Annotated in this window: 22 protein-coding genes; 4 read left to right on the top strand and 18 right to left on the bottom strand. The window is 35.0% G+C overall.

Features of this window, described 5'->3' with window-relative positions; genetic code table 11:
• Positions 1 to 46 precede the first annotated feature (46 nt).
• The 5 genes from JM172_RS11995 to JM172_RS11975 are packed head-to-tail and all read right to left on the bottom strand — an operon-like array spanning position 47 to position 4300.
• A complete protein-coding gene (locus tag JM172_RS11995) occupies positions 47 to 373 on the bottom strand; it encodes an AtuA-related protein (RefSeq protein ID WP_214482578.1) in 327 nt (108 codons plus the stop codon).
• 3 nt (positions 374 to 376) lie between these two features.
• On the bottom strand, positions 377 to 1741 hold the full coding sequence (locus JM172_RS11990; protein WP_214482577.1) for an acyclic terpene utilization AtuA family protein: 1365 nt from the start codon (positions 1739 to 1741) through the stop codon (positions 377 to 379).
• A gap of 12 nt (positions 1742 to 1753) precedes the next feature.
• The gene (locus JM172_RS11985; protein ID WP_214482576.1) at positions 1754 to 1966 is read right to left on the bottom strand and encodes an acyl-CoA carboxylase biotin carboxyl carrier protein subunit; all 213 of its coding nucleotides are present in this window, start codon (positions 1964 to 1966) and stop codon (positions 1754 to 1756) included.
• Positions 1967 to 1969: 3 nt separating this feature from the next.
• A complete protein-coding gene (locus JM172_RS11980; protein WP_214482575.1) occupies positions 1970 to 2755 on the bottom strand; it encodes an enoyl-CoA hydratase/isomerase family protein in 786 nt (261 codons plus the stop codon).
• A 15-nt stretch (positions 2756 to 2770) separates the two neighbouring features.
• A complete protein-coding gene (locus JM172_RS11975) occupies positions 2771 to 4300 on the bottom strand; it encodes an acyl-CoA carboxylase subunit beta (RefSeq protein ID WP_214482574.1) in 1530 nt (509 codons plus the stop codon).
• A 588-nt stretch (positions 4301 to 4888) separates the two neighbouring features.
• On the opposite strand from JM172_RS11975, the gene JM172_RS25435 reads away from it, so the two are divergent.
• Positions 4889 to 6667, top strand: coding sequence for a sigma 54-interacting transcriptional regulator (locus tag JM172_RS25435; protein WP_352223396.1), 1779 nt, complete (start codon positions 4889 to 4891; stop codon positions 6665 to 6667).
• A gap of 123 nt (positions 6668 to 6790) precedes the next feature.
• Here JM172_RS25435 and JM172_RS11960 read toward each other — a convergent pair whose 3' ends face one another.
• The 9 genes from JM172_RS11960 to JM172_RS11920 all read right to left on the bottom strand — a co-directional run bounded on the left by JM172_RS11960 (position 6791) and on the right by JM172_RS11920 (position 13072).
• Positions 6791 to 6976: a hypothetical protein gene (locus JM172_RS11960; protein WP_214482568.1), complete on the bottom strand. Its 186-nt coding sequence runs from the start codon at positions 6974 to 6976 to the stop codon at positions 6791 to 6793.
• A 23-nt stretch (positions 6977 to 6999) separates the two neighbouring features.
• Positions 7000 to 7296 (bottom strand): hypothetical protein, encoded by a 297-nt coding sequence (locus JM172_RS11955; protein WP_214482567.1) that lies wholly within the window; start codon positions 7294 to 7296, stop codon positions 7000 to 7002.
• Between the two features lie 575 nt (positions 7297 to 7871).
• On the bottom strand, positions 7872 to 8105 hold the full coding sequence (gene moaD, locus JM172_RS11950; RefSeq protein ID WP_214482566.1) for a molybdopterin converting factor subunit 1: 234 nt from the start codon (positions 8103 to 8105) through the stop codon (positions 7872 to 7874).
• Positions 8098 to 8571 carry a molybdenum cofactor biosynthesis protein MoaE gene (locus JM172_RS11945; RefSeq protein WP_214482565.1) on the bottom strand — a complete coding sequence of 158 codons (474 nt, stop codon included), beginning with the start codon at positions 8569 to 8571 and terminating at the stop codon, positions 8098 to 8100. Before JM172_RS11945 ends, moaD begins: the two co-directional genes overlap by 8 nt.
• Positions 8561 to 9094: a molybdopterin-guanine dinucleotide biosynthesis protein B gene (gene mobB / locus JM172_RS11940; protein WP_214482564.1), complete on the bottom strand. Its 534-nt coding sequence runs from the start codon at positions 9092 to 9094 to the stop codon at positions 8561 to 8563. The genes JM172_RS11945 and mobB overlap by 11 nt, the downstream gene beginning before the upstream one ends.
• Positions 9082 to 10347 carry a molybdopterin molybdotransferase MoeA gene (locus JM172_RS11935; protein ID WP_214482563.1) on the bottom strand — a complete coding sequence of 422 codons (1266 nt, stop codon included), beginning with the start codon at positions 10345 to 10347 and terminating at the stop codon, positions 9082 to 9084. Before JM172_RS11935 ends, mobB begins: the two co-directional genes overlap by 13 nt.
• Before the next feature lie 262 nt (positions 10348 to 10609).
• Positions 10610 to 10798, bottom strand: coding sequence for a FeoB-associated Cys-rich membrane protein (locus tag JM172_RS11930; protein ID WP_214482562.1), 189 nt, complete (start codon positions 10796 to 10798; stop codon positions 10610 to 10612).
• Positions 10799 to 10842: 44 nt separating this feature from the next.
• A complete protein-coding gene (gene feoB, locus JM172_RS11925; RefSeq protein WP_214482625.1) occupies positions 10843 to 12855 on the bottom strand; it encodes a ferrous iron transport protein B in 2013 nt (670 codons plus the stop codon).
• The gene (locus JM172_RS11920; RefSeq protein ID WP_214482561.1) at positions 12815 to 13072 is read right to left on the bottom strand and encodes a FeoA family protein; all 258 of its coding nucleotides are present in this window, start codon (positions 13070 to 13072) and stop codon (positions 12815 to 12817) included. The genes feoB and JM172_RS11920 overlap by 41 nt, the downstream gene beginning before the upstream one ends.
• 479 nt (positions 13073 to 13551) lie before the next feature.
• On the opposite strand from JM172_RS11920, the gene ric reads away from it, so the two are divergent.
• On the top strand, positions 13552 to 14250 hold the full coding sequence (gene ric / locus JM172_RS11915; RefSeq protein WP_214482560.1) for an iron-sulfur cluster repair di-iron protein: 699 nt from the start codon (positions 13552 to 13554) through the stop codon (positions 14248 to 14250).
• Positions 14251 to 14435: 185 nt separating this feature from the next.
• Here ric and moaA read toward each other — a convergent pair whose 3' ends face one another.
• Positions 14436 to 15458: a GTP 3',8-cyclase MoaA gene (gene moaA, locus JM172_RS11910; RefSeq protein ID WP_214482559.1), complete on the bottom strand. Its 1023-nt coding sequence runs from the start codon at positions 15456 to 15458 to the stop codon at positions 14436 to 14438.
• A gap of 206 nt (positions 15459 to 15664) precedes the next feature.
• Here moaA and JM172_RS11905 point away from each other — a divergent pair, with 206 nt between their 5' ends.
• The gene (locus tag JM172_RS11905) at positions 15665 to 16351 is read left to right on the top strand and encodes a Crp/Fnr family transcriptional regulator (RefSeq protein ID WP_214482558.1); all 687 of its coding nucleotides are present in this window, start codon (positions 15665 to 15667) and stop codon (positions 16349 to 16351) included.
• 94 nt (positions 16352 to 16445) lie between these two features.
• On the opposite strand, the gene JM172_RS11900 is transcribed toward JM172_RS11905, so the two are convergent.
• Together JM172_RS11900 and JM172_RS11895 are read right to left on the bottom strand one after the other, a co-directional pair.
• Complete coding sequence (locus tag JM172_RS11900; RefSeq protein WP_214482555.1) at positions 16446 to 17366, bottom strand: hypothetical protein; 921 nt, start codon at positions 17364 to 17366, stop codon at positions 16446 to 16448.
• Positions 17344 to 17910: an RNA polymerase sigma factor gene (locus tag JM172_RS11895; protein WP_214482553.1), complete on the bottom strand. Its 567-nt coding sequence runs from the start codon at positions 17908 to 17910 to the stop codon at positions 17344 to 17346. Before JM172_RS11895 ends, JM172_RS11900 begins: the two co-directional genes overlap by 23 nt.
• A gap of 541 nt (positions 17911 to 18451) precedes the next feature.
• Here JM172_RS11895 and JM172_RS11890 point away from each other — a divergent pair.
• Positions 18452 to 19126, top strand: a complete 675-nt coding sequence (locus JM172_RS11890) for a Crp/Fnr family transcriptional regulator (RefSeq protein ID WP_214482551.1) — start codon at positions 18452 to 18454, stop codon at positions 19124 to 19126.
• A 142-nt stretch (positions 19127 to 19268) separates the two neighbouring features.
• On the opposite strand, the gene JM172_RS11885 is transcribed toward JM172_RS11890, so the two are convergent.
• Positions 19269 to 19997 carry an MBL fold metallo-hydrolase gene (locus tag JM172_RS11885; protein WP_214482549.1) on the bottom strand — a complete coding sequence of 243 codons (729 nt, stop codon included), beginning with the start codon at positions 19995 to 19997 and terminating at the stop codon, positions 19269 to 19271.
• Positions 19998 to 20099 lie beyond the last annotated feature (102 nt).

Here is a 20099-nt window from a genome sequence, read left to right as displayed (position 1 = left end):
GTAAACGTTAGTTTTTGAGATGCTGAATTTTAAAAACGTCGATACTTCATAAATCTTGAGATATATCAATTTCTAACCTCAGTAAATTGGAACCAAAACATTTTCCGAGGTTATCTAATCGTAATGAGTTTGATCCACCCCCATCTAAAGCATTAGTACATACAAAGTTAAGTGAGTGTATGTTTGGTAGCTCATACCTTGTTACATTTCCAAGTATTATTCCCTCAAAATGCTCCTTCACCTTTGCACTCGTTACTTGGTCAACGAGTATGTCATACCATTGTTCCTCTTTAGCAATAAGTCCTATATTTACGGTGTTGCCTTTATCACCTGAACGAGCTTGAGCTATTTCTGCAAGTAGTATCTTCGACATCCTTTACACCTCCTGAACCGTAACAGAAATCTTAGCCTCTACAAGGTGTCGAGGTATAAGCGTTGCCCACATACCAAATAGCTTTCTAGGTGGGATGTTTCCTATATACGCCCCCATACTCGGTGGGCCATTTAAAGCAAGTGGTGGAAATAGCCTTGAAAAAGAAATGGCGTCTCTTTTAGATTTTGTACGAATGGCCATTCTAAGAAAAATCTCATTTGAATCGGTACTCACTTCTGTTGCCAAAGGACCGTGTAGCGCGTTGTAACCGATGAATTCAGTTTTGATCTCATCAAATTGAAGTTTGCTCCTCTCTGCTTGAAGGCGAATAATTTCATCTGCTTTTTTCGCTTTTTCCAATGCATTTGGCCAAGCAAAGCCAGTTATTACTTGCCCCATATAGCCATTGTCAAACCCCATAACGACTTTTAATTCAGCTGGTTTAGCTTTGCCTTTCACACCTGTGACTAAAACCTCATTTTCAGCAACTTGTTCGAGCTTCACATTCATTAAATCAACAACAACATCAGGCGTAATATATGCTGATGGATCATGGATTTCATACAGCATTTGTTCTTTCAAAGTATTTGGTGTAATAAGACCGCCGCGCTCCTTTACCTTACTGACGATAAACTCTCCATTTTCTTGACATTCAGCAATCGGATAACCTATTTCGTCCATTTGAGCAACTTCATGCCATTCACCGCTATAATTTCCCCCAGTTGATTGCGCAGAACACTCTAGTAAATGGCCCATAAACACACCACTTGCAAGCTTATCCCACTCCTGATCTCCCCAATTATATTCATATATTAAGGGTGCTAAAAATTGCGCGGTATCTGTCGTCCGTCCAGTGATTACAATATCTGCTCCTTCTTTCAATGCTTCTACGATGGGCTGTGCGCCGAGATAAGCATTTGCAAACAATACTTTATCTTTTACTGTACGAAAGGACTCATTCGTCTCAAAATGATCAAGAGAAACCCCTTGTTCTATTAAATCCTCTAAATCTTCATAAATATGATCTCCAGTGACGACAGCAACCTTTATGTTTTCAAACCCATTTTGCCTTGCAATTTGAATGACTTCTTGTTGAGCTCTTAGTGGATTCAAACCTCCCGCGTTTGTAAGGATCTTCATTCCTTGTTTCTTCACATATGGTAACAGTGCTTTCATTGATAAAGTTATATCCCTTGCATATCCTAGATGAGGATCTTTTTGTTGGTCCTTTAATAATATTGCCATCGTTAATTCTGCTAGGCAGTCAAAGCATAAATAATCGACATTACCGTGCTTTGCTGTTGCAATTGCTGGTTCAATTGTATCCCCATAAAATCCTTGAGCAGCGCCTATTCGAATTGACTTCACATAACCACCTCCCTAGTCTTCCATTTCTATAACAATATCACTTTCTTGTACAAAATCTGTTTCACTAGCTATTACTTTTTTTACTGTCCCTTCAGCTGTTGCTTCGATTGGAATTTCCATCTTCATAGATTCCATTATGATAAGAACATCACCAATTTGGACATGATCGCCATCCTTCACTAAAACCTTCCAAACATTCCCACTTATAGGAGCTTCATAATTCACTGTTTATACCCCTTTCCAATCGGGCACTCGTTTCTCTAAAAATGCTGAAGCACCCTCTTTTAGGTCCTCACTCTTAAAAGATACAAGCCTTAAGTTTGATAAATAATCAAAGGATTTCATAAAATCCATCTGTTCAGTCGTAAAATATGAATCTAGTGCTAGCTTTACAGCAAGTGGACTATGAGATGCTATTATTTTTGCAGTATTCCAGACTTCTTCATCTAATCTCTCTGGTTCCACAACTTGATGAACTAAATGATATTTACATGCTTCTTCAGCGGTTAACACTTCTGCCTTAAGCATCATTTCCATTACTTTACGGTTTCCTACTGCTCTTCTTACCCATGGCAAAATGACAAATGGAACAATACCTAGCTTCAGCTCTGTTAAGCCTAATTTTGCACTAGTGGATGCAATAGCTATATGGCACATTGCAACTAGACCTGTTCCACCACCAAGTGCCGCACCGTTCACAGCAGCAATCATCGGTGTTTGTACCGTTGCACCTAGTTTAAATAACTCTGTACTACTTTTTCCTTCAAAATATAATGTAGGAACATCCTTTTCAGAAGTCCGCTTAAATTCATTCAGATTTCCACCTGCTGAGAAGGATTTTCCACGCCCTGTTAAAATCATGGCTTGAACTTGTTCATCTGAGTCAGCTAGCTTTATCGCTTGGATAAGCTCTGTAACTAACTTCTCTGTTAATGGATTTCTCACTTCAGGTAGATTAAGAGTAATCGTTGCGATATGCTCTTTCACTTCGTATAAAATTGTTTGGAATTCCACTATTACACCTCTTTTCTATACTGGATGAATCGCGTTTCTCTTTTCGGGCACATGTACTTTTTTCGTTTTATATAATGCAAACCTGCGAATAACTGCCGATCTTAACTCTTCAAAGCCGATTAAATCATCTATAATTAACTCTGAAGCTAGCTTATGGATATTAATATTCTCTGCATATTCCTCTCGCTTAGCTTGAACAAAAGCCTGGCGTTCTTCTTCAGGAAGCTCGAGTATTTTATTTAAATATACTGCATTTACAGCTGCCTGCGGTCCCATTACAGCTATTGATCCACTCGGCAGGGCTAACACTGCATCTGTTCCAAACGCAGGTCCAGCCATCGCATATAATCCAGCACCGTAACACTTTCTTACAACGACACAAATTTTTGAAACTGTTGCTTCTGATAATGCAGAAATCATTTTTGCACCATGCCTAATGATTCCGCTTCTTTCCACTTTTGATCCAATCATATAGCCTGGAACATCTGATAAAAACAACAGAGGAATACTATAGGCATTACAAATTTTTATAAAGCGTGCTGCTTTGTCTGGCGAATCTACAAATAAGGTGCCACCTTTTACCTTTGGTTGGTTTGCAACTAACCCAGTTACTTTTCCACCAATCCTACAAAAACCAGTTATGAGCTCTGGTGCAAATAACTTCTTATATTCAAACCAGCTATCTTCGTCAATTACTTGATTAATCAGTTCATACATATCGAAAGGAACGTTTTCATTTTGAGGAATAATTTCTTCTATTTTTCTTCCTTTTACTGGTTCTTTACTTACGCCCTCCTCCGGCACTTCTTGCCAATTTTGTGGCATAAATGTTAAGTACTGCTTACATGTTTCGATCGCTTCATCTTCAGATTGAACGAGAACATCACCAAGTCCACTCACTGAGCAATGCATTTTCGCACCACCCATTTCATCCATCGTCGTTTTCTCACCGATCGCCATTTCAACCATCCTTGGAGATCCCAAATATGCTGAAGCATTTTGATCTACCATAATAACCAAATCAGAAAAAGCAGGTACATAGGCAGCACCAGCTGGTGACGGTCCAAATAAAATACATATTTGCGGTACGGATCCAGACATTTGGATTTGGTTATAAAAAACCTTTCCACCTTGTCTTTTCCCAGGAAAAACGTCCAATTGCTCAGTTATTCTAGCTCCTGCTGAATCAATAAGGTATAACATTGGCACTTGTAGTTCCATCGCTTTTTCTTGAATTCGTATATTCTTCTCGACTGATTTTGGTCCCCATGACCCTGCTTTTACTGTTGAATCGGCAGCCAAAAAACATACCGTTCTCCCGTTAATCTTACCTATACCAGTAATACAAGCGTCAGCAGGTAATTCAGGTTCCTCCGCATTGGCAAATAATCCGTCCTCAACGATTGACCCCTCGTCAAATAGCTTCGATAACCTACTTCGAACGAACATTTTGCCTTTATTTGCGTTATACTGATGATATTTTTCTTTCCCACCTTTTAAAATTCTTTCTTTTTCTCTCAAATATAGCTCATAATCTTCTCTCATTAATTAGCCCCCTTATAAGCAAGAAAAATAAGTAGATGAATATAAAAGAAATCCTACAAATAGCTTTATGCAAATGTTGTGCCAAATAAGTAAATCAATGAATTTGACCGATAAATATAGTGATTTAGCTCATATAATTGAATTTTTGACCCGTAAATATTGTAATTTGACACATATAACTGAATTTTTGACCCGTCAATATTGTAATTTGACCCATATAATTGAATTTTTGACCCGTAAATATTGTAATTTGACCCATATAACTGAGTCTTTGACCCGTCAATATTGTAATTTGACACATATAACTGAATTTTTGACCCGTAAATATTGTAATTTGACACATATAACTGAATTTTTGACCCGTAAATATTGTAATTTGACCCATATAACTGAGTTTTTGACCCGTAAATATTGTAATTTGACCCATATAACTAAGTATTTGATCCATAAATGTGGTGTACTTAACTCATACGACGGAATTTCATACACAAATATTCCTTAGAAAATATCGATTATATATTGCTGTTAGCATCGTTACATATGTCCGTAGTAACTTACGACTGTACAGAAACCGGACAAATGTGTTGAATATTCAAAATTTTTTTAATACAATTACAACATACGGAAAAGGGGGTTATCCTTATAGAAATTCGTCAAATCACTTCATTTCAATTTATCAAAGTAGTACCTACGAGCTCCGTTCGTGAAGTTCTTCAAGCTTTTTTACACTTTCGTCAGGATATCGCTTGCGTATTAAATAACAAAAAATTCGTAGGAATTGTCACCAAATATTCCCTCTATCGTTGTTTACTTGATTCAGGAGATTTAGCAAAAGAAATCACTCCATACATAAAAAAAAACGTAGTAACACTTAATGAAAATGATAATGTATATTATGCAAAAGACTTGCTAGTGCAAGAAAATGTTGGTCATGCCATCGTTCTAAACGATCAACAAAGAGTGGTAGGCGTACTTACAAAGTCTGAACTCATTCGAGGATTAATAACAGAAAGTCAAAGCTTAACAGAACGTCTCAATTTATTAATTAATAACTTAGAAGAGTCCGTTATCTCTGTTAACTTACATCTCACAATTACATCCGTTAACACATCTGCAACTAATATCCTTAACTATGAAAAAAACCAACTTATAAATCACTCTATTGAAGAAATCTCTCCAGCAATTTCAAATTATTTAAAATCTACAATTCAATCTAAGACCATTATTAAGCATAAGCAACTATCGATAGGTACAACATCAGTGATTGCTTCTTTTATTCCTCTGCTACAATGGCAAACAGTGACTGGGGGAATGGTAGTTTTAAAGGATATTACTGATTATGAGCAGGTTGCTAGAGATTTAGTATCTACGAAACAAAGCGCAAATTATTTTACACACATTATTTCTCGAAGTGAAAGAATGGAAGACTTAAAACAACAAGCACTAATAGCCGCACAATCGTTTTCTACTATTCTAATTTCTGGAAAAAGTGGCACAGGGAAAGAATTAATAGCAGATGGTATCCATTTTTCATCAGGTAGAAAAGGGAAATTCATCAAAATTAACTGTGCAGCCATTCCTGAAGAGCTGTTAGAAGCAGAGATTTTCGGCTATACTTCTGGTGCCTTTACTGGTGCGAAAAAAGGAGGAAAACCAGGTAAATTTGAATTAGCCCATGAAGGTACCCTGTTTTTAGATGAAATAGGTGATATGCCCTTATCTCTCCAAGCAAAGCTATTACGTGTTTTACAAGAAAGAGAGTTTGAAAGAGTTGGTGGCACAAAAACGATCAAGGTTGACGTGAGAATTATAGCAGCTACAAATAAGAATTTAATTGAGTTAATAGCTAAAGGAAATTTTAGAGAAGATTTATACTATCGAATAAATGTCATTCAACTCCATATCCCTCCTTTAAATGAACGTATGGAGGACATCCCTTTACTATGTAATCACTTCATTGAAAAATGTAATGCCAAAACAAAGCGCACTATCGTTGGTATTTCAAACGGTGGCATTGAAAAGCTTCAACAATATGATTGGCCAGGCAATGTACGACAACTTGAGAATATTATTGAACGAGCTTATCACTTTACTAATACAAAATGGATTGAGCCACTACATATTCAATTTGAAGAGCTTACACATGGACTTCAACAAACACAACCTACTTTTCATAGCTTTAATAATGGATATTTTACTAATCAAAAAAATCTACTGAAAGAGTCTGAAAAATCACTGATCATTCAAGCGCTTATCCAAACAAACGGTAATCGAACTAAAGCCGCTCATTTGTTAGGAATTAGTCGCTCCACGCTTTATGAAAAAATAAAAAACTATGCTATAAAAGAGCAAACCCATTATATGTAAGAAATATCTTCCTATAATATAGTCGTAAAATTCTCGATCCAATAACCCCAGACTCATTCTTTCATGGGAGTATTGGATTTGTTTTCGTGTAGATAAATAGCTCATTAGAAATGGTTGGATTGTTCATTTTATATGGTTTATATATCGTTGGTCATAATCTAATTCCAACTTAACTTTCTCTTTATGATTTTTTCCATCTTTGGTTCTCCAGCTAAATTCAAAAATAGTTTGCTCCATAATATCTTCAAAAGACAGGCTATTATCAGGATAAGCCCCTCCACCACCTCTTTTAATTGAGACATATTTCACAAACTGTTCCGCATCTGTTTCTCCTACACTGTGAGGTACAATGCATCTCTAAAATAATCATATACTTTTACTTCAATTTTTCCTTCTAGTTGCTGAGGATCTCCCAGATAGGTTATTTCTTCGCTACCTTCAATTGCTCCTTTATTAGATTTCCATGCAATTTGATAATCTTTCACCTCCCAATACTCACCCTTACCTGCGAGTTTAAATAGATAATTATTTTTTATAACTGTTGTTGGAAAAAAAACCTTAACACAATAAAAGGTAGCTAAGTTAGTTAAAATGACTATAATAATAAGATTTTTCCAGCTAAACTTCATCCTTCTCCCTCCTTTCCCTAATCGTTCAAAAGATGTAAAACCCCAATTATAATATTTTAATAAGCTTCGAGTACTTCTTCACTTGATGCCGTTTCAATGTCAGAAGTTATTCAGAATTCTTCACTACTTGTATCATTTTGGCTCAGTTCAACCAAAATAATTTATGGAAAGATTAAAGTAATATTAGATAGAGCAACAATACTGGCTCTACGGCTATAATCTGAGATTTCGTTATAAAAAATCCATTAGTATTTTTTCTCACTACATAATGTATACGAATATCCTGATACACTAAAATAGATAAGTAAAATAAGTTATATCTAATTATCCTTTTTCATTTTCCAACTCACTTTCTTCCCCTTTTTTAATGTACATTCCAAAATGTTCCTCTAAAACAGAGTATAGCGTATTATATATCTCTATCATTTGTACATTTTCTGAATTCTCATTATAAATGTAAGGATAATGCTTTATTAGAGAAGGTTAATCAACATAACACTGATGAAATATTGGCTAACAAAAAAGTGAGTCATCAGTCGACTCACTTTTTCTGGTGGTTAATATAATCTTTATTTTCACCCTCCGCTTACAGGTGGAATAAGTGCAACAATATCCCCTGCTTGGATGACATCATTCACTTGTGCATACTCTTCATTTATAGCAAACATTAATTGTTCTACATTTTGTAGTTCAAATTGGTCTGATAGCAATACTTTTAATTCAGCAATTGTTAGAGGTGCCTTATCTATCGTTATCGTTTCTTTACCTACCTCATCCTGCAAATGTGCAAAAAGTAAAACTTTAATCATTGATATGCTCCTCCTCAGGTTGTCCTGTTGGGTATTCATTTTGTTCCAGTTGATCTCCAATCCATTTTTCACCATTTTCCCAATGCTCTTTTTTCCAAATAGGAACAATTTGCTTTATACGTTCAATCGCATACTCATTCGCCTCATAAGCATCTTTTCTGTGAGGTGTTGATACAGCAATGACCACTGCAATGTCTGATATTTCTAACCTACCGATTCGATGAGTGATCGCTACTTTAGCATCAGGCCATTTCTCTGTTATTTCTTCACCTATTTGTGCTAGTTTTTTTTCAGCCATCGTAACATATGATTCATATTGTAAAAATAAAGTTCGCTTTCCCTTTGTAAACTCTCTCACTGTACCGATGAAAGTAGTTACCGCTCCTGCTTCACGCCTAACTACTTTATCTATTAATTCTTGAACTCGAATTGGATCTTCAGTCAATGAAAAATTTTTATTGTCCATGTCGTCTCCTCACATTTTGTAAAATCGTCGGAATATATTTTTCATGCTCACCAATATTGAACACTTTATATGGAATCTCATCAAATTGATGATGATCGAACCATTTTATAATAGCTAACACGTTCGTTAATTCGTTACATAAATGGATATCTTCTACAGACCGTAACAAAACAATTTTCGGAAATTGTGCTTGTTTATAACCCTCTACAAAAATGATGTCTAGGCCAAATGGATTATACATGTGTAGTAATTGCTTCAAGGAAGTTTCGACATTTTCAATATGAATGTGAACAGTCCCTTCCCCCTCAACCCCAGTTATGACTGCACCAGCTTGCCGGTGACGATATGTGTCTTTCCCTACATCATTTGCCTTTGGTTTGCCACCGTGTCCGTGATGTTTAATTGTGCCAACCTTTAAACTTTGTTTGACTGATTCATGCACAAAGCGTTCAACTAAAGTGGTTTTCCCACTATTTTGATACCCTACTATTTGTAAAATTACTGGTGTATTCACCACGGCCATTGACAACCTTCTTGATCTTCAAGTAACAACACGTCTACCAGCATTCCTTTTTGAAATCCTCTAGTGCCACCTGGTAACATCATTAACGCATTCGTAGAAGCTAAAGAAACAACTACATTTGATTTATCTAAACCACTCGGTGCTACAAAAACTTTTCCTTCATGGTATGACAGCTTACTCCTTACAAATCTCGTGAAAGGATTAGCTTTAGGGAAGTCTTCATTAAGCGTAGCTTGAATTTTTTGAAGGTGTGGACGTGCTGAAAATAATAGGCTCCTTATGATTGGACGAGCATATAGTTCAAAACCAACATAACAGGCTGATGGATTCCCAGATAAGCCAAATAATAGCTGACCATTTAACTGTGCAACTGAAGTCACACTGCCTGGTCGCATTGAAATTTTGTTGAAAAGGAGTTCAGCTCCTAGCTTGTTATAAATTTCTTGTATGTAATCAAAGTCTCCTATAGAAACACCGCCTGTGGTAATAAGAATATCAACATGTTGAAGTGCATTTTTCATCGCCTCGTAACATGATTGAAAATCATCCATGAGCTTTCCAAGATAAACGGCCTCTCCACCACAACGTTCTATTTGATCGCAGATCATGTAGGAATTACTATTTCTTATTTTTCCTGGCTCTAGAGGCATATCTACATCAAGTAGTTCTGACCCTGTTGCAAACACACCTACTTTTGGTTTTTTTCCTACTTTTACAGTACTATAACCAAATGTAGCTAATAACGCTTTTATACCTGGATTTATAACATGTCCTTTTTCAACTAATACAGTACCTTTTTTTGTGTCTTCACCTTTAAAAGAAACGTTATCACCTTCTTTAAAAGGTCGCTTTATAGACATATACTTTTTTCCATCACGTTCGTATTGCTTAGTTAATTCGAGCATTACAATCGCGTCTGCAGTCGAAGGCATTCGTGCTCCGGTCATAATTCGTATCGCTTGACCTTCTGTTAATGTCTCTGATGCTACCTGCCCAGCACCTATTTCTTCAACCACTTCAAATTCAATAAGATTATGTTGATTCGCATGTATGGAATCTACTGCTCGTATCGCAAAGCCATCAAAAGCAGAGCGATCAAAATGTGGTACATCGTGATCTGCAACAATCGTTTCTGCAAGAAAACGACCATAGCAATCATCTATTGATACTTCTTCTATTTCACCATGCTTAGCATGTGTCATAACCTTACTAACAGCTTCTAATACTGGTGTTAATTGTCTTTTTTCCACCATAGGCCTACTCCTTTATAGTTATTTCTAACAGACTTTTATACATTCTAATTATTTACGGGTATACAACAAAAGTTTCCAACATCTTTTCTTCTTTTTAACGATAGCTTAAAGCTTGTTTAGCTGAACTCATTACATAAAATGATGCCTTAAGGTGATGAAACTTTTTTAATAGAAAAGTCCTTGACCACGACTGCCAAATTACTAAATTGGTTTATTTTCTCATCCTTGTTAAATCTCCTCTAAAAGAAACCATGCTCCTCCATTATTTAACTGTATGCTCTTCTGGAGCTTGTGAAACTTCATCATGTACTTTTGAAGTATGATCACATGGAAGCTGGCAAGCACTTGAACAATTTGCACATTTTCCTTTTGAGCTACGTTTTAATGATTTTAAGAGCATGAATGCCGCATAACCGATAATCAATGTTCCAAGGACAATATTTATTACCATTTTATCACTTCCTTTAATATTTAGTCAGTGATCTATACTTACTACTATAAAAACATTTTTCCGACTTGATAAATAAGTAAAGAAATTACATAAGCAATTACTAGGGCATATCCAACTGAAAAAAGTGTCCATTTCGTCGAATTCGATTCTTTTTTTATCGTAGCTACTGTTGCAAGACAAGGTACGTATAAAAGGACAAATGACATAAAGCTAATAGCGGAGATTGGTGTATAATATTGTGATAGCATGCCTTGTAAAGAGTCTGTGTTAGGCGCATAGTAAATAATATTCATCGTCGATACGACAACTTCTTTTGCAAAAAAACCTGTCATCAACGAAGCGGCAGCTTGCCATGTGCCAAATCCTAAAGGGGCAAATAAAGGAGCTATATAACCACCTATTAAAGCTAAAAAGCTATTATCCATTTGTTCAGCGACACCACTTGGTCCAAAGTATGTTAACAACCAAATAAAAACAGAACCTGCAAAAATGATTGTTCCCGCTTTTTTCAAAAATCCCTTTCCCTTCTCCCACGTACTACGTGACAATGTTAACAATTGAGGGATGCGATAAGGAGGTAGTTCCATGACGAACAGTGATTTTTCTCCTTTGAAAAATATACTAGAGAACAATTTTGCTAGCACCATCGCAACAACAATTCCTAATACATACAATGAAAATACGATGACAGCTTGATGTTTAATAAAGAACGCCCCTGCAAACAACGCATATACAGGTAATCTTGCTGAGCAAGACATTAAAGGAGTTAATAATATTGTTAACAGTCGCTCTTTCGGTTGCTCAATTGTTCTAGCTGCCATAACACCTGGGACGTTACATCCGAAACCAATAATCATAGGAATAAATGCCTTTCCATTTAAGCCAATTGCCTCCATTAATCTATCCATCACTACAGCTACTCTCGCTAAATATCCTGAATCTTCAAGGAATGAGATTAATAGAAACAAGATAAAAATTTGTGGTACAAATACTAATACTCCACCAACCCCTGCCACAATGCCATCAAGTACCAACGATTGAATAAACTCCGAAGCACCGATTACCTCAAGTCCATTTGCTAACAATGATGATATTGGTCCTGAAATAAAGCCATCCAACAAATCCGCTAAAGGCGAACCGAGCCAATCAAAAGTTAACATAAAAATGATATACATAAATAGTAAAAATAGTGGTAACCCGAAGTATTTATTGGTGACTATATTATCAATTAATTCCGTTGTAGTTCTTTCCTTTGTCTCTGACACTTCCATTACGTTTACTATTAAGCCACCGATAAACTGATCACGTATATGATAGATGAATTGACGTATTGTTCCACTTTCTGTAACTTTTGATATCATCTGTTCCGTTTGGTGCTTTATTTGCTCAAGTATATTTGGTTCTAAAAATTGTCTAACATAGGATTCTACTTGTTTATTACCTTCCAAATATTGTATAGCTAACCACCGTTTTGATATGGATAACTTGTCGGGTAGTATTTCTTCAATTTGCTGAATTGCTTCTTCTAAAATAGAGCCATAATTTAATGTAAATATTCGTTCATTAGATTCATTTAGTAACGCAAGATTAGCTGTAAGTTCTTCACAGCCCATTCCAGTTCTAGCAATAATAGGAGCTACTATGACATCAAGGTTATCAGCTAATTTTTCAGCATTGATTATCAAGCCTCTTTTTTTTGCAACATCAACCATATTTAAACCGATAATGATAGGTTTCTCAAACTCTAACAACTGCACTGTTAAGTGTAAATTCCGCTTTAATTGAGAAGCATCAACAATATTAACAATTTTTTCAAATGATGCTGTCAGCATAAAATTTGTGACAACTTCTTCATCCTTTGAAAGTGGATTTAATGAATACACTCCTGGGAGATCAATGAGCTGGCCTTGTTTATCTCTTAAGATACCAATTTTTTTCTCAACGGTCACCCCACTCCAGTTGCCAACGTATTCATATGATCCAGTCAAATTATTAAACAGCGATGTTTTCCCCGTATTAGGATTCCCGAATAGTGCAATTTGTGAGGACAATATCATCCACTCCAATCTTCTCTGCCTCATTACGTCTAATGCTTATACATTGTCCGCAGCACTCAATCAATACTGGACCTCCAAATGGCATGACACACTTTAAGCAAATATTTTCACCTTCTACGACGCCCATGTATAATAACCGTTGCTTCACAAGATCACTTGCTAATGACAAATCAATAATTTTTGCTGTAGAGCCTTTTTTCAAGTTAGCCATGTTCATATGATATTCCTCCTGAAATAGCTGAAAAGTTCTTCATAGCTAAATTTACAAATTATTATCTTATATGATAATGATAATTCTTCTCATTGTAATTTCATCATATAATAGATTTTTTTATTTTTGTGTAATATTTGTCACAATACAGTTGCGATATTATGAAAGATGTGTGACGTCAATTGTCAATTTACCCAATTGACACCGCATTTCCTGTCCATAAAGTTACATACAATGAAAGACCTGTGATCTCAATCACCACGCTACGCATTTGGATTGTCTATGCTATACGTAAGAATTTATTTTTTAGGCTCTTTTCGTAAACTTTGTTGCTATTGTTATGAATTTAGTACCAAATATTGTTAGTCATCTCTGTACAGAAGATAAGATGCCACGACCTCTAGTTGGGTACGGTTTATTATTTAATACGAAAAACAACAACCATTGCGAAAACAGCCATCTTTAATAATGAGGAGGGAATAGAAATGCCAAATAAATTTGATGAAAACATGATTGTAGGGGAAGTTGTAGCAGAATTTCCTAAAGCTAGTGATATTTTTAAATCGTATAGGATTGATTTTTGTTGTAATGGGAATAGACCTATAAAAGAATCAGCTCTTGAAAGAAATGTTTCTACAGAAAAAATAATTGCAGAGCTAAACAATTTATATGAAGAGAAAGAAAACGATTCAAGTTCTCAACACAACTGGAATTCAGCATCTATTACCGAACTTATCAACCGCATAATAGATAAACATCATCGTTATTTAGAAGAGGAGCTTCCACAATTAAGCCCGTATGTAACAAAGGTGATGAGGGTCCATGGACAAGCCCACCCAGAACTTATTCAAGTTCATAAGCTATTCAACACGTTAAAAGCAGATTTAGAAGAGCACCTTATGGGTGAAGAAACTGAGCTATTTCCATCATTTTTAGCGTTCGAGCACGATCCTTCTAATAGTAATCGAGACAAAATCGTCAATATTCTCGAAGCTACGAAAAATGAACATGAAACTGCAGGTGATATCTTAAAGGAACTACGTACCGTTACGAATAATTTCACGCCACCATTAGGTGCATGTAGAACGTATCAATTAGTATTTAATCGCTTAGAAGAGCTAGAATCTGATTTATTTGAACATATTCATCTAGAAAATAATATTTTATTTAATAAGATTTCATAAATTAAAACCCTCTGACAAATTGTGTCAGAGGGTTTGTTATTGAGTTTGCTGCTTTGCATGATATGAAACCTACAGGGCTTATCTGCTTGTTTTCATAAGCCAAACCATATGAAGGTTAACAAGCGACTTTTCATCCCACTCTTCTTTGCTTGGCGGGTATGTTCAGGATACTTACCCTTTTCTTCTCACCCACCAATGTAGGACATTTCGATTTTTTCTCTCATTTTTGCTGAATGTTCAGTACGTTCATCTGAATAACGATCGTGTCGTGCTCCCCACACCTTTTTAATTTCCTCTATAATTGTTTCGCTTGATGCATTAGCGCGCAATATTTTCTTAAAATCGTGGCCCTTCGATGCGAATAAACAATTGTACATTTTCCCATCTGCTGATATACGAGCCCTTGTACAGCTAGAACAAAATGACTCTGAAACAGATGTAATGAACCCTATTTCTGTATCTGTGCCTTTGTGACGATAGCATGTTGCTACTTCGCCAAAATACCGTTGCTCCACTGGTTCTAATTCAAAGTGTTCTTCTAATTGGTGAAATATTTGTTTTTTCGTTACCACTTGATCATAATTCCAGCCATTTGTGCTACCGACATCCATAAACTCAATATAGCGAATAGGAATCTCTTCCTTTTTAAAATATTTCGCCATCGGTATGATTTGTGAATCATTTAAGCCCTTTTTAACAACCATATTAACTTTTACGATTAGGCCCTCTTTTTTAGCAGCTGCTATACCTTTTAAAACTGGTGATACACCTACAGATCTGCCGTTCATTTCTTTAAAGATTTCATCTTCAATAGCATCTAAGCTTATATTTACACGCTGTAAACCAGCTTGCTTTAACTCTTTCGCATATTTTGGTAAATATATTCCGTTTGTCGTAAGAGCAATATCCTCAATCCCATCTATTAATGACAGTTGCTTAATTAAAATATGAAGATCCTTTCTAAGTAACGGTTCTCCCCCAGTTAACCTTACTTTCTTCACACCAATCTCAGCAAAGCATTTGACGAGTCTAGAAATTTCTTCAAACGTCAATAGTTCTTTCCTTTGTAAAAATGGAAAATCAGGGCCGAAGATGTCTGCTGGCATGCAATATGAACAACGGAAATTACATCTGTCTGTAACTGATATTCTTATATCCCGCAAAGGGCGATGATGTTGGTCTTGAATTGATATTGCCTGATTGACCATAAGCAATCTCTCCCCCATAAATTATTTAAGTCAGTAATAGCATATTTAACCTATTATATACATATTAAAGCAAAATATATTTATAAACAATGTGATGCTTGTCACTTAAAGAAATTAACTTGTCGTATACACTTTAACTGGGAAATATTTTTTTGGAGCGATTTCTCCTATTATTACTTTATTATCTCAGTTAAGGAGGTTTTAACATGTATGTCCAGATGTTACGAAAAATAAATATATTTCAAGATTTACCAGAGCAATCATTAGCCTTTATTTCGGAAAATCTTAAATCTCAATATTTTAATAAGGGGGAGATTATCTTTTCTGAAGTCGAGGAAGCTACATCAGTTTTTTTTGTGAAATCTGGCATTGTTCGCCTCACAAAAGGAGACCAGACTGGAAAAGAGATTGTTGTTTGTTTAAAAAAAGCAGGAGATATATTTGCTGAAGCAGCGTTATTTAGCGAAGAAGGAACAAGATACCCTGCAACTTCTCAAATGCTTCAAGAGGGGGAAGTTTTATACTTAGACACGAATCATTTGCAAGTTGAATTGATGCAAAACCCAGACATAGCTGTCGAAATGATTCGTTATATGAGTCGGCAGCTACGTAGCTTTACATCAATCATAAGAGATATCGCCTTACTGGATGTATATAGTAAAACAATTTCAACATTAGATCGATTAGCAAAAGAATTTGGAAGTAAAAAAAGTAAAGGTGTTCAAATTGAACTGCCTTTAACAGTACAAGAATTTGCAAACATAATTGGAGCTACCCGTGAAAGCGTAAGCCGAGTTTTTTCAAAATTAAAAAGTGAACATATTATAGACATTGAAGAAAAGAAAATCATCATTTGTGACTGGAATCAATTTTCGACGATGTATAAACACTAATTCTTGTCGCACAGTTGAGCAATTAATATTCTCATAATTAAAATCAAGTGGAGTGCTCCTCCACCTGATTTACTCTTTAAATATGGCGTTAACCTTATTGTTGTTTTAAAATATTTTCCGTTAAATCAAGTACAGGGTTTTCAGGTGATCTCTTATTAACTTGATGCATGCTATAAATCCAGTTTTCTCCTTTTCCGTCCTCAACAGCAAATAATATTCTATCTTCATCTGAATTATATATATAATCTACGCCATTTAGGTTTCTCTTCTCTGATTGCTCTAATTCTTTATCACTCATATGCCATGTAGTGCCATTTGTACTTGAAATTATATTAATATAAACCTTTTCGTATAGTTCGTTTTTTAAGGTCATTGAAATTACAACTATGTTAGAACTTAGTTCTCCTTCTTTTGTAACAAACTCTAGACCCTTACTTTTACCCTCTTTATACATTTCTTCATATACATTTAAGAGGTTTTCTTCACTTTTAATAGTGTATTGTATTTGTCCTTTATCTAGTTCATAGGCTCCAGGAAATTCAGTTGGTAATAAGACTTTATTTTCAATAAAGTTTTTCATATTTGTATAATCAGAAAAATATGTATCATTTTTAACAGTTCGTACAGCACTTGGACCATATCTTTCGTATTGATCAATAGGTAGAAAATAAAGAGAATCACCTGGTTCAAGCGTATTTTTTAACTCATCGATTTTATCATCATATTGTTTCAAACTTGGATGATCCCACTCTTCGTTTGTAACCTCTAGCATCGTTTCACCTTTTGTATTTAACAACGACCAGCCATTTAATTTTGCAGCGACACCGACTGACGTTGTTAAAATAATGAGTAATACCGTTGTCATTAACACTAGCCTTCGGTTAACAAAGAAGCTTGTTCTTTTACTATCTTTCTTGTAAAACACAGCTTCATGTATTTGTTGTTCATTCATTGTAGGGATTTGTTCATTTTTCAATGATCGTTCAAAGTCTTCAAAGGAATGAAATTTCTTCATCTTTTATCCTCCTATTCTCGTTTGCTAGTAAATATCTTTTTAGCTTTTTCCTAGCCCGCTCATAGCATTTGCGCACTGCAGGTTGATTACTACTCATAATTTGCTCAATTTCTGTGTATGAAAGCTCCTGAACTGTTTTTAAAATAATAATCGTACGTTCTTTTGCTGATAATTCTCGTAAAGCATCTGAAATCTCTTCACTAAACTCTGTTTCATGCATTGTTGCATTATTATGAGCTAGCGGTTCATTATGAGGTTGAAATGGTATAAATTTGATTAACCTTTGTCTTTTTATGACATTCAAACAATGATGATATGCAATTTTGTATAACCAAGCAGATAGATTGGTTTCATTGGTTATTTTATGCAAGTTATTATAAGCCTTCACGAACACTTCTTGAGTAGCATCTTCAGCATCTAGGACATTTCTAAGCATATGAAAACAATATGTATGAATCCTTTGATAATTTGTACTAATCAATTGGCTAAAATCAACGTTATAATCGTTCAATATTTTGTCTTTGTTTTCTGCTACCTTTTTCAACTTCCATCCCTCCTCTTTTCTTTGATAAAGGCAATCTTCGCATTGACTGTTGTTTTTTTCGTCCTTATAATTAAAAGTTATGTTCAAAGCTGTTTTAAATCTGTTTACTACATGTAAAAAAACAACCGTTTGTAGCATCTTTTCATTAGCACTTACGGCAATGATACAATACTTATTGGTATTTCTAATGTAGTGACAATGACAACTAAGTTTACGAAAAGAGCCTGATAAATAAGCGTTTCATAATTAAAACAATTTTACTCATCAATTTGTGACATTTTATGAAAAATTTTAATTAATTTTAAGTTAGAATGAATGAGAAAGTATAAATTAAGTTCAACGTGTAGGATTCAAACTTTATAATACTATTATCTTTGTGGTACAACATCAAAAAAAATCATAATCCTTTCGATAACCCAGTAGAATGATAATATTTACGTTGCAGTTTTGAATGTTTTCATATTTAATAGAAGTAACAACTAATTCTTCCATAAGGTAGGTGGTAACAATAAAAACTCAACCCCAGCCTACAAAACCGACCATGTCTGTTGAGCTAAAAGAATTGTTGAATTCCTCTGAGTACACCGTGAAAGTTAACAAAGGCTCATACCTTTTTCAAGAAGGGATGGAGGCTACAGAACTTTACATCATTCGTTCGGGAAGAATACAAATTAGTAAAATTTCTGCAGATGGACGTGAACTTACATTAAGAATATGTCGACAAGATGACATCGTAGGTGAGCTTACACTTTTTACTGATGATGCAAAATATATTCTCAATGCAAAAGTGCTTGAGGATTGTGAAGTAGCTGTCATAAAAAAAGACCATCTCGAGACGCAATTTTTTCAAAATAGCCAACTTGCATTTGAATTTATGAAATGGATGAGTGATCACTTTCGGAAAACGCAAACGAAATTTCGCGATTTAGTTCTAAATGGAAAAAAAGGTGCGCTATATTCTACTCTTATTCGTATGTCAAACAGCTATGGAATTAAGAAAGAAGATGGAATTTTTATTGACTTACCTCTTACGAATCAGGAGCTGGCAAACTTTTGTGGTACAACTAGAGAAAGTGTCAATCGCATGTTAAATGACTTGAGACGTCAAAAGAAAATATCAATGAATAAAGGATTTATTACGATTCTTGATTTAGAGTTCTTAAAAACAGAAATTAATTGTGAAGAGTGCCCTGCTATTATTTGTAGTATTGATTAACCCGTCTTATTATCTTTAATGTTATTGGGGCATTCTTTTACAACTGGCAAGATACCACGAACAAGGGAACTCCCCTTTGGAGTTCCCTTGTTTTCTTTATTAATTAGTCTAGTATTTTACAAAGAAGCTGGAAACTTTTAATCTAGTTTTTCTCTGCTAACTGTATCGTTTCTCCTGGTTTTACTTCTAATTTATTTTCCACCTCGAATTTCTCAACATTTTCTTCATTATAAATGCCAGGTGCATCTGTATGAATAGGAATGACATGATCAGCATTAATCATTATTGCTGCATCTATCGCCTCCTCTACATTCATATTATCATATGTACCGTCCATACCTAATAAGGCATAATTTATATTTTTATCAGACAATAAATTCATTTCATCTATTTTTCCAGTATCTCCTGTATGATAAACTCGCAGTCCATCAAACTCTAGTACATAACCATAGGATAAATCTATAGGATGGTGATCATTATAAGCTGCGACTGCACTAATATGAATACCTAATACCTCAATGTTTTTACCAGGTAAGTCACTCTCAATCTTTTTATTTTCAAAATCGTAAAATTGTGTAATGATTTCTGTTTGATCTTTTTTCGTTACTTTTGACAAATCACTGTGATCATAATGTCCATGAGTGGATAGAATTATATCTGCTGGTTCAGAGTAATCCTCCTCATCACCTGCCCATGGATCGATGTAAATGACTTTCCCATCGCTCGTTTTAATTTTCACACTTGCGTGGCCAATTACTTGAAGTGATGGAGGTCCCTCTGTAGTACTAGCATCCTCCTTACTACAGCCAAATATAAATAGTGAAGTGATTAATAAACATGCAAATATAGTAACTTTCCGCTTTGAGAACAAATACATTCCTCCTAAAATGTTAAATTTTTCACATTGATTTTACCATAAAATACATATAAATCATACTTATATTCATAATTTTCAGATTATTAATTGGTCCGC

The sequence above is a fragment of the Bacillus sp. SM2101 genome (genome assembly GCF_018588585.1).
GTDB lineage: Bacteria > Bacillota > Bacilli > Bacillales > SM2101 > Nanhaiella > Nanhaiella sioensis.
Note: the sequence above shows the minus strand (reverse complement) of the source record. Positions and strands in the feature narration are given on the sequence as shown.

What these genes read in the sequence shown, in the direction of transcription:
- JM172_RS11995 (WP_214482578.1), bottom strand. Translation starts at nt 373, where the DNA reads ATGTCGAAGATACTACTTGCAGAAATAGCTCAAGCTCGTTCAGGTGAT.
- JM172_RS11975 (WP_214482574.1), bottom strand. Translation starts at nt 4,300, where the DNA reads ATGAGAGAAGATTATGAGCTATATTTGAGAGAAAAAGAAAGAATTTTA.
- JM172_RS11955 (WP_214482567.1), bottom strand. Translation starts at nt 7,296, where the DNA reads ATGAAGTTTAGCTGGAAAAATCTTATTATTATAGTCATTTTAACTAAC.
- moaD (WP_214482566.1), bottom strand. Translation starts at nt 8,105, where the DNA reads ATGATTAAAGTTTTACTTTTTGCACATTTGCAGGATGAGGTAGGTAAA.
- JM172_RS11945 (WP_214482565.1), bottom strand. Translation starts at nt 8,571, where the DNA reads ATGGACAATAAAAATTTTTCATTGACTGAAGATCCAATTCGAGTTCAA.
- mobB (WP_214482564.1), bottom strand. Translation starts at nt 9,094, where the DNA reads ATGGCCGTGGTGAATACACCAGTAATTTTACAAATAGTAGGGTATCAA.
- JM172_RS11935 (WP_214482563.1), bottom strand. Translation starts at nt 10,347, where the DNA reads ATGGTGGAAAAAAGACAATTAACACCAGTATTAGAAGCTGTTAGTAAG.
- JM172_RS11930 (WP_214482562.1), bottom strand. Translation starts at nt 10,798, where the DNA reads ATGGTAATAAATATTGTCCTTGGAACATTGATTATCGGTTATGCGGCA.
- feoB (WP_214482625.1), bottom strand. Translation starts at nt 12,855, where the DNA reads ATGATATTGTCCTCACAAATTGCACTATTCGGGAATCCTAATACGGGG.
- JM172_RS11920 (WP_214482561.1), bottom strand. Translation starts at nt 13,072, where the DNA reads ATGAACATGGCTAACTTGAAAAAAGGCTCTACAGCAAAAATTATTGAT.
- ric (WP_214482560.1), top strand. Translation starts at nt 13,552, where the DNA reads ATGCCAAATAAATTTGATGAAAACATGATTGTAGGGGAAGTTGTAGCA.
- moaA (WP_214482559.1), bottom strand. Translation starts at nt 15,458, where the DNA reads ATGGTCAATCAGGCAATATCAATTCAAGACCAACATCATCGCCCTTTG.
- JM172_RS11905 (WP_214482558.1), top strand. Translation starts at nt 15,665, where the DNA reads ATGTATGTCCAGATGTTACGAAAAATAAATATATTTCAAGATTTACCA.
- JM172_RS11900 (WP_214482555.1), bottom strand. Translation starts at nt 17,366, where the DNA reads ATGAAGAAATTTCATTCCTTTGAAGACTTTGAACGATCATTGAAAAAT.
- JM172_RS11890 (WP_214482551.1), top strand. Translation starts at nt 18,452, where the DNA reads ATGTCTGTTGAGCTAAAAGAATTGTTGAATTCCTCTGAGTACACCGTG.